The sequence below is a fragment of the Hydrocoleum sp. CS-953 genome (genome assembly GCF_002260545.1).
GTDB lineage: Bacteria > Cyanobacteriota > Cyanobacteriia > Cyanobacteriales > Microcoleaceae > Trichodesmium.
Map to the genome: position 1 here is coordinate 1 of NZ_LGSU01001074.1, position 6548 is coordinate 6548.

Here is a 6548-nt window from a genome sequence, read left to right on the forward strand (position 1 = left end):
AAAATCTTAGAAGATAACATACCCCTTTTCAGTTTTCTGCTCCCTAAAACATATAACTTTGTAAGTCACGAGCATTATATAATTGCTATAGCAATTATATTTCATTTGCAATATTTTAGTAGTCAGGAGAATAGAGTCGGAATATAAAAAGATTTTGATTGATATTAAATGTCCTTAAATATATCAGAAATTATTACTTTCTACAAATATAATAGATATAAAAATATATGGTTTCTCAAGTTACTGAACTACAGTTTTTTTTCTTCTTTCCTATTCCCTGTTTCCCGAATTACTACTCCCTACTCCCTAATCCCTAAAACAAAATATTATGCCTTACAGTAGATTAACCTTAGAGGAAGTTCTGACAAATTTTAATCTTAACTTAGTTAAATACTTGGATAAATTTAATTAGGGCTTGCTGATTAAATATCAAAGGATTTACAGATAAAGCTTTTAGCCTTTTTGGGTATCGAAAAAGTATCAGCTTTTTGGTGAAAAAAGTTCAAAAAGTTAGTATGCATGAGATGATTATGCCAGAAAAATTGAGGCATAATTTTCCCTTGTACCTCCCCTATAATTCCCATTTCTCCTGTCTCCTGTCTCCTGTCTCCTGTCTCCTACCCTAACCCATAAAACTTTTTCAGCAAACCCTAATTAATTATTAGAGGTTTATTCCAGTCAATTTATTTAAGAACCTTGAGATTATTATCTGTTGAGTGGAGTAGAAAAATCTTTTCAATCAGAAATATAATTGCTCTAGGAAACTTACATTTACCTATAGAAAAATTAATGCCTTACAGTAAATTTACCTTAGAGGAAGTTCTAACAAGTTTTAATCTCAACGTGGTAGAAAACTTGGGTAAATTTAATCAGTTACCAGAAGTTTCTCCCAGTAAATTTTTGCAAGAAGCTTTAGAATATTATCTACCATTGGCAGTGGCAATATCTTCAGAAAAAGCTCGTTTCCTGAGGGAATGCTCCGCAAACGGAATTTATTATTGCGCCGATATTAGCAGAAGTAAAAAAAATATCTAATAATCAGATAAGTTTATTTTCTGGTATAGAGTTTAATGTTAATCCAGAGTTAGGATTAAATGGTTTTTGTGACTTTATTATCAGTTTGTCAACCCAGCAAATAGTTCTCAAAGCACCCGTAATAACTTTGGTAGAAGCTAAAAACGATAATCTGAGAAATGGTTTAGCTCAATGTATGGCAGAAATGGTTGCTGCTCAAATTTTTAATAAAAGTAAAGGTAAAGAAATTCCCAAGATTTATGGAGTTGTTACTACTGGTACTGCTTGGCAATTTCTAGAGTTAGAATCTCAAACAATAATTCTAGATTTAGAGGAATATTCTGTCTATGATTTACCGAAGATTTTAGGGATATTAACCAGTTTTGTTAGTTAGTATTTAAGCTTTTAGCTTTTGAAATAGTCAAGCAACAATTGCAGGTTACTTGATAAAATTTTTCTTCATACAAAAGTTTTTAGGTTAATGAACTACATTAAAAAAAATGATAACTCTGTAGGGACGTTGCATGCAACGTCCCTACTTTGGATTCTATGGTTTGAACTACTACCAAAATATTACAACCGAAATAGGATTGCTATTCCCTACTTCCTACTCCCTACTCCTTAAATTAATATAACCAACCAAATAAATCTGCAATAGATAATTGCCAATCTGTTAATAAATCCAGAACTGGTAAATTATCAGAATTATATCTAATTTCTGGTTGTTGGTTAGGTTTAAAAATCACTACAGATTCGTCTTCAGGATCTATTAACCAACCTAACTGAGTACCATTATTAAGACAGAAAAGAATTTTATTAATTAATTGATTAGAACTTTGGTCTGGCGAGAGAATTTCTATTACCCAATCTGGTGCTATTTCAAATCTATTTTCGATTCTACCATTAGGTTGTCTCGGAATACGTTCCCATGCAAAAACTGAAATATCTGGAACTATAGAACGTCCGTTAAAAGTACATCTTAATTCTGGGAATGCCATTACTAATTGTTTTGGTCTACCAACTTGATTAATAGCTGATGATAGATAAGCTTGAATTGTACTATGTTCTCCTTGTGGCATTGGTTTTTGATAAATTTTATTGTTAAAATATTCGTTAGCTGGTTTTGTTTCTGGCAGTTGTAAAAATTCTTCCAGAGTAATTTGTTTGGATGAATTAACAGAGGTTAACATAATTATTTTGCCTCAATTGGGATTTTTTCTGAATTCATTAATTATATCTATTTTTTTTACCTACTAAGTTGGTATTGCTATCCTAAATAGATTGTAAAATTTTATCGTAGGGGTTTGCTCTCTAAACCCAGGTAAAAATGTCATTTAAACTAACTTGCTCCTATCAAATTCAGTCAGCGCAAGAATGTATGGGCGAATGGTTGTTTCTCGCCTACTTAATTAGATAAAACATACTCCTTCAGCAAAGGTAAAAGAGTAAAATTATTTTCTTGTTTTTCTATTAGGGAACGTCGCTGCAAAGATTTAATTATATTCAATAAGTCTGAAGGTGGTATTTGTAAATTATCTAATAAGGTTGAAATAGTTACTGGTTTGGTTTCGGTTGCTAAGTGGGAGATTACTTGTTTTTCTAATTCTGACAAACGGGCAAACTGCTGATGTAATAATTCTTTGATATCTGCATCTAAAAATAGAGGGTCATATTGAAATAATGTAGAACAATGTAGGGGCGAATCGCGATTCGCCCCTACAAGGTTTTGCTTCTAACAATGTGGTTGATAAAATATTAGTTAAAGTCAGATTCAAACTTAACTATTTTCAGACTCTTCTGCTTCCTCTTCACCAGACAATAAAAGACGAATACCCATAATAGCAAATCCAATTGCAGCAGTAACTTTTACTATATTTGTTGGTAAAATTTCTGCTACTCCTTGCCCTACTAAAACTCCTAAAAAAGTCGTTAATAATAGAGCAGATGCAGTACCAAAAAATACCGCCTGGGGAAATTTTGAAGACCCACCCAGAGCGATCGCTGCTAATTGACTTTTGTCTCCTAATTCAGATAGGAAAACTGCGATAAAACTTAAACCTAAAAGTTGCCAATCCATAGTTAATAAGTAATAAGTAAGAAGGAAGAAGGAAGAAGTAAAAACTTAAGAAGTAAGAAGTAAGAAGGAAGAAGTAAAAACTTAAAAAGTAAGAAGTTAAGAAGGTAGAATAAAATTTTTCATCAAATACAACTCTTTGGTTAAAAATTTAGTATAAGTTCAACGAATGATTGCTTCAAATTAAACTCCGCCCTTAAGAGAGTTTCTATAAAATAAATCTTAAGAACTGCAATAAGTTTGATTATTGGTGGGTTACGGCAAATCACACCCAACTATTAAGTTTAACTATTAATCTGTGCCTAACCCACCCTAGACAAGAATTTAATATTTTATTTACAGATACCCTCTAAGAGCAGGGTATTATAAAAAGCTAATAGCTGAATAATTGCGGAAAATTTTCATAAAAAACTTCTACAATTAAAGTCAAAGATATCAGTAATAAAATAATTCCTGCTGACCTTTCTATAGTTTTTGGAGAAAGATGACTAGCTAACCATTGCCCTAACAAAACTCCCAATAAACTTGTAGTTACTAATGCACTACCTGCACCTGCAAATACTATCCAAGGAGATTGAGATTCGGCAGTCATTAATAAAGTAGTAAGTTGAGTTTTATCTCCTATTTCTGCTAAAAGTATTGTCACAAAAGTTGAAGCAAATACTGCCCATGCTCCTGTTTTTTTTGCTTTTGTTTCTTCTTGTTCTGACTGAGAATTAGTAGGGGGTAAAATTTCACCTTTTTCTGAACTAACTTCCAAAGGTAAGCTTTGAGAAACATCTTTTTGTTCTACATCTATTTCGGTTTTAACTGTATTTTCACTCATCGGGAAAAAATTCACTGATAACTATAATAAATGACTAAATTACTTAATATATGTAGATTTTTTAAATCTGATTTATTGTTTCAGATAATTATGCTATGTGTCAACTATTTAATACCAATTTAATCAACTTAGGTTACACTACTTATCTTAATCTTAATAGTGAAATGTGAAATAATTTCCTGAAATTAGTAAGCATGTCTTTCATGTCGCACAGCGAAAAGTTTTGAGCTGATAAAATCTTACTTTTGACTTTTGAATTTTGACTTCCATAAAACGGTATAATTATCTCTCAAAACCAGATTTAATCCCCACTGCATGATTAAATCGAAGCATTTCTAGACTATGCTCGCCGTACATATCTCCAATATGTTGCTGACAACAGTCAATCGCAAATTCATTTAGTTCTTCCGGTTCAATACCATACATTTCTTTAAAGGTATCTGGTTGGACTCGACAAAATTTTGGTCTATCAGCGTAAATACGACATTCTTTGGTCAAATGGTTGTAATTAATACACCATCCATCTGCTCCTATTAAACTCATGTAATGCTTTACTTCTTCTGGAGATAAATATTCTTCTAATTCTGGTCGCTCTGTCGGTTCCAAGTAACAACAAGCACCACAATTTTTTACACAACACCAAGTAACCATTGTTTTTTTATACCAGGGAATAGGGAATAGGGAACAGTTGGAAAAACATTTCCTTGCTCTTAAGATTTATCATAAGTTTATGTGCTCACCAATTCTTTGTTAGCTATAAGGAAAAAATTTAAATTTAAAATTTAAAAATAAGTTTTTAGGAATTAGCATAAACGGCCTTTTAATTGTAGCAAACTGAATTATTGAGTTTTGTAAAGTTTGTTAAATTAGATAGGCGATCGCTTGATAGAATAAAAAACGGTTTTTCAGTTCAGTATCTATTTTATTAATATCTAGAGGAAATATGGGGTTTTTAACTGATTTTTTCAGCAATATTAACTTTGAAACTATTGCCCAGTTAACAATGCTGGCCATGGTTGTAATTGCTGGCCCAGCAGTAGTTGTGCTACTAGCACTTCGGGGTGGCGATCTTTGATACTTTCCGCGTAGAGGATTGACTTAATCAAAGAATAACTCATTATTGTAGGGTGCGTTAGACGGCTAGAATTTAAGCTGTGAAAGGTATTTAGGAATCCGTCGTAACGCACCATTTGGGACATTCTCATTCGTCTCCAATTTATTTACCCGCTGCGAATTTTACTCCTGAATTCTAAATTCTAAATTCAGAATTCTAAATTCTATAGTTCTCCAAACCGATAACCTTTCCGATAAACAGTATGAATTAATGGTGACTCTCCAGTTGCCTCTATCTTTCTGCGCAATAAACGTACTTGTGCTGCTAAAACATTACTACTTGGTTGCTCCCCCTGTCCCCACAAATATTCATAAATTTGTTGGTGCGTTAAAAGTTGACCGGGATAATTCATAAAATACCCTAATAGCTTACACTCTTTTTCTGATAAGTTAATCATTTGTCCACTACGATAAGCCACTTGATTTTCTATATCTAATTCTAAATCTCTTACCCGTAAATTTTGCTGAGTTGTAGTTGCCTCAATAGTAGGAGGGCGACGTAATAAAGCTCGAACTCTCGCTAATAACTCTCGTAACTCAAAAGGTTTAACCAAATAATCATCAGCACCAGCATCTAATCCCGTAACTCGGTCATCTATAGTATCTTTAGCAGTAAGAAATAAAACTGGGGTATAGTCGTGGAGCGATCGCAACTTTTGACAAATTTCTAATCCTGTTTTTTGGGGTAACATCCAATCTAAAATCAGTAAATCATAGTTACCCTCAATTGCCATGTGACAACCCATTTCTCCATTATCAGCAACATCAATATTATACCCTTCTCTATTCAAAGCACGACTCAGAGGAGAAGTTAATTCTGGTTCATCATCCACTAAAAGAATCTGCATTTGACGAATTTAATGATTATGTAAGCATTCAGCAGTCATATCAAATACGGTTATTATAAAGTATCTTTTTCACCCATCCTCTATAACCATCTTCCCATCTCCCTATCCCCCCATCTCGCCACCTTCCCAAAAGGATACTCTATAAACCGGATTTAGTATCAGCTATTGTTTAAAAAACTATTAGACTTTTGATATTTTATAATATAGCTCTACGCAAATATGTTATGGCAACCCTAAATAGGTTTTCAAGAATTTAGAATTTAGAATTTAGAATTTAGAATTTAGAATGCGCGAATTACCTCTCCTTGAAAAGGAGAGGATTGACAAACAGGAAAATTTTTATTTATTATCCCCTAAAAAGGGGAGGCTTTAAACCACAATATTTCGGTAATACCATTTCTCAAAAACTTTATCTATTTCAGAGTAGCGGAGTAGGGGAGTGTAGGGACTTTTTGCTGCGCAACATGTTTCGACTGTCGCCGACATGAATGCGGAGCATTCCGGAACGGAAAACGCATTTTTGCCGGTGCAACGTCCGTACGGGAGAATAAAACATAAGAATAATTAACATTAAACTAGCTAAAATCAGCAAAAAAATAATTATGATTGTATAGATCAGTTAATAACTGAAGTATCGCCCAAGTATAGCAAGACTTTTGGGGATTGGTATAAT

The 6548-nt window shown here is 32.9% G+C and carries 9 protein-coding genes; 3 read left to right on the top strand and 6 right to left on the bottom strand.

Going from position 1 to position 6548, the window contains the following annotated elements:
- Positions 1 to 696 precede the first annotated feature (696 nt).
- Entirely contained in the window at positions 697 to 1035 is a 339-nt protein-coding gene (locus AFK68_RS45400; RefSeq protein WP_371357414.1) for a hypothetical protein, read from the top strand.
- Between the two features lie 85 nt (positions 1036 to 1120).
- A complete protein-coding gene (locus tag AFK68_RS45405) occupies positions 1121 to 1408 on the top strand; it encodes a hypothetical protein (RefSeq protein ID WP_371357415.1) in 288 nt (95 codons plus the stop codon).
- A gap of 232 nt (positions 1409 to 1640) precedes the next feature.
- Here AFK68_RS45405 and AFK68_RS16040 read toward each other — a convergent pair whose 3' ends face one another.
- The 5 genes from AFK68_RS16040 to AFK68_RS16060 all read right to left on the bottom strand — a co-directional run bounded on the left by AFK68_RS16040 (position 1641) and on the right by AFK68_RS16060 (position 4565).
- Positions 1641 to 2204, bottom strand: coding sequence for a Uma2 family endonuclease (locus AFK68_RS16040; RefSeq protein WP_210407434.1), 564 nt, complete (start codon positions 2202 to 2204; stop codon positions 1641 to 1643).
- A gap of 215 nt (positions 2205 to 2419) precedes the next feature.
- Positions 2420 to 2626, bottom strand: a complete 207-nt coding sequence (locus AFK68_RS16045; protein ID WP_094673655.1) for a hypothetical protein — start codon at positions 2624 to 2626, stop codon at positions 2420 to 2422.
- Positions 2627 to 2791: 165 nt separating this feature from the next.
- Entirely contained in the window at positions 2792 to 3091 is a 300-nt protein-coding gene (locus AFK68_RS16050) for a TMEM165/GDT1 family protein (RefSeq protein WP_094673656.1), read from the bottom strand.
- Between the two features lie 370 nt (positions 3092 to 3461).
- A complete protein-coding gene (locus tag AFK68_RS16055; protein ID WP_094673657.1) occupies positions 3462 to 3914 on the bottom strand; it encodes a TMEM165/GDT1 family protein in 453 nt (150 codons plus the stop codon).
- 282 nt (positions 3915 to 4196) lie between these two features.
- Positions 4197 to 4565, bottom strand: a complete 369-nt coding sequence (locus AFK68_RS16060; protein ID WP_094673658.1) for a YkgJ family cysteine cluster protein — start codon at positions 4563 to 4565, stop codon at positions 4197 to 4199.
- A 292-nt stretch (positions 4566 to 4857) separates the two neighbouring features.
- Here AFK68_RS16060 and psb30 point away from each other — a divergent pair, with 292 nt between their 5' ends.
- Positions 4858 to 4989 carry a photosystem II reaction center protein Ycf12/Psb30 gene (gene psb30, locus AFK68_RS16065; protein ID WP_094673659.1) on the top strand — a complete coding sequence of 44 codons (132 nt, stop codon included), beginning with the start codon at positions 4858 to 4860 and terminating at the stop codon, positions 4987 to 4989.
- A 202-nt stretch (positions 4990 to 5191) separates the two neighbouring features.
- Here the strand turns inward: psb30 and rppA are convergent, their stop codons facing one another.
- On the bottom strand, positions 5192 to 5875 hold the full coding sequence (gene rppA, locus AFK68_RS16070) for a two-component system response regulator RppA (RefSeq protein WP_094673660.1): 684 nt from the start codon (positions 5873 to 5875) through the stop codon (positions 5192 to 5194).
- Between the last annotated feature and the right edge of the window lie 673 nt (positions 5876 to 6548).

What these genes read in the sequence shown, in the direction of transcription:
- psb30 (WP_094673659.1), top strand. Translation starts at nt 4,858, where the DNA reads ATGGGGTTTTTAACTGATTTTTTCAGCAATATTAACTTTGAAACTATT.
- AFK68_RS16040 (WP_210407434.1), bottom strand. Translation starts at nt 2,204, where the DNA reads ATGTTAACCTCTGTTAATTCATCCAAACAAATTACTCTGGAAGAATTT.
- AFK68_RS16050 (WP_094673656.1), bottom strand. Translation starts at nt 3,091, where the DNA reads ATGGATTGGCAACTTTTAGGTTTAAGTTTTATCGCAGTTTTCCTATCT.
- rppA (WP_094673660.1), bottom strand. Translation starts at nt 5,875, where the DNA reads ATGCAGATTCTTTTAGTGGATGATGAACCAGAATTAACTTCTCCTCTG.
- AFK68_RS16060 (WP_094673658.1), bottom strand. Translation starts at nt 4,565, where the DNA reads ATGGTTACTTGGTGTTGTGTAAAAAATTGTGGTGCTTGTTGTTACTTG.
- AFK68_RS16055 (WP_094673657.1), bottom strand. Translation starts at nt 3,914, where the DNA reads ATGAGTGAAAATACAGTTAAAACCGAAATAGATGTAGAACAAAAAGAT.